Below are 1,921 nucleotides of genomic sequence, written 5' to 3'. Positions count from 1 at the left end.
TCGCTCCGGAGCAACTTTTCAAACTTACCCGGTTCCCCGCCCCAATGCAAATCCATCTTCCAGGACCCACACCAGCAGAAAACACCATCCCCCACCAAACCGAGGCGCTCAAAAGAACAACCAACAATTGGTCTTGAAATAAGGGGGGGGTTTTGCCGCCCGCGGTAACCAGCTACAAGCTGTTCCCTTCGCGGCGACTTAGAAAACAATACACCCACCCAACCCCCACCGCAAATCGACCACCAGCCGCATCCTCTTCCCCCAAAACTCCCGCCACCACGCGGAATCTGGGCCCGTCTACAGCCGCCAGACCACCCCGACAGCCCAACCCGCCCCTGTTCTCTGGATCACATCCGGCCAAAGGCCGGAAACCACCCCCGCGCCTGAGGCGTCGTGTGGATCCCGCCGGGTCGGCGTCGAAACCCCTGAACAACGCTGCCATCCAGGCCCACCGGGGTGGATCGCGATACGGCTCCGGCAGCGGGCTCCTGGACCCGGCAACAAGAGCTGGACCATAGGCTCGTCTCGTTGGCGGAGCGCTACCGTCCAGTCATGCCGGACTTCCTCATCGATGCCGGCGGCCCGTGGTATCGGTGCAGACGGCTTAGCCGGGGCAACGAGCCTGCGTCGAAGCCATCGGAGGCAGCAGCAGGGCGCAACCCGAATTYCACGGCATGATTTGTCGCCGCTATCGATGTGGTCGCCCGTTGCCGGCACGAAATGCAAGCAGAGGTACCCCGCAGGAGTCCCCATTCGCAAAACTGCGGTATGGGACAAGTCGCCTCTAAAGCGGTCACCGAGGCAGGCAAGACAAAAGCAGTGTTGCCGTTGAGATGCACGGCAGGTCGGCGCGCACGGTAACCAGGTAGGGCGACAGCCCGAATCCAACCTGGTCATATCGCGCGAACCGACGTCCCTCGCCCAGGCGCTCGTGGAAGGGGCCGCCTCTGGCGGCACTCGCACTACGCGCTGCTGCACGCTTGCCCTTATGGTCGCGACGCACCAGCTGCACTGTCTGAGGTTGCCTCCGTCAGCTTGCCGTGTCGTACTGGAACTGCCGGACTTCTTGCGAGCAGCGGCACGCGACGGCGATCTTCGYGGCCCACTCAAGTGCCGATTCCCGCGAGGGCAGCTCGAGAACGGTGTAGCCGCCGTTGGGCACATTGTGGCCCGGGTATGTGCCCTCGGTGACGGTGCCGTCACCGGCCACGAGCACCGGTTCGACGCCCTCGTCGATGCCGCCGCCAAAGACATACACGCCCGCTGTCTTGGCCTCGTCAATGACGGCATGCGAGGCTTCGACCACCGCTTCGAAGTCCTCCTCGGGGAACACCATGGCCTCACCGGGGAACGAAATCAGGTACTTCGTCATTTACGGGCTCCTCTACTCCGCCGGCGGCATCCGTCGGCTCTTCCCTCCGGCACCGCTCTGGTGCCCAGCCGATTATGGCTGCGGCTCCCGGCATGTAGTCAAGGGGAGCGTTGGAACCAACACAAACCTGCTCGAGCGGGACCGTGGTGGGTCGGCTCGTGCCCGATCGTGGGGTCCTGGCGCATCGGGGTCGTCGCGCAGGAGGATTCCAACGGTCGGTTGTCGACGATTCGGTGGCGGACAGGAGCCTGCGCAGGCCCACTAAGCAGTCCCGGCATGGTATCGATCTGGGTGCTGTCGCCGGCGGGCCCTGGAGTCGGCGTCGATGAGGAATATCTGGCTGGACAGGATCGCTGCGGCGATGTCATCCGTGTTGATGACGAACTTCACAGGCTAGCCTTGTCAATGGCCAATAGTTTGTGCCCATAGGCGGCCAGCAAAAATGCCCGCTGGTGGCCATGAATACTGCCCACTCATGGCCACCAGATCTGCCCACCGGGTATTCGGCGGCGTTGGCCATGTTGGGGTGTGGGTTTAGCTCATTGGCGT

The 1,921-nt window shown here is 63.2% G+C and carries 2 protein-coding genes; both read right to left on the bottom strand.

The window, feature by feature from the left end:
• Positions 1-1,030: 1,030 nt before the first annotated feature.
• Positions 1,031-1,372, bottom strand: coding sequence for a YciI family protein (locus AC1DIM_RS19675; RefSeq protein ID WP_477712160.1), 342 nt, complete (start codon positions 1,370-1,372; stop codon positions 1,031-1,033).
• A gap of 261 nt (positions 1,373-1,633) precedes the next feature.
• A complete protein-coding gene (locus AC1DIM_RS19670) occupies positions 1,634-1,762 on the bottom strand; it encodes a hypothetical protein (RefSeq protein WP_477712159.1) in 129 nt (42 codons plus the stop codon).
• Positions 1,763-1,921: the final 159 nt, after the last annotated feature.

The organism is Pseudarthrobacter sp. 01T43 (assembly GCF_056398665.1).
The sequence above is the reverse complement of the archived record's forward strand: the minus strand, read 5'-3'. Positions and strand labels throughout refer to the sequence as shown.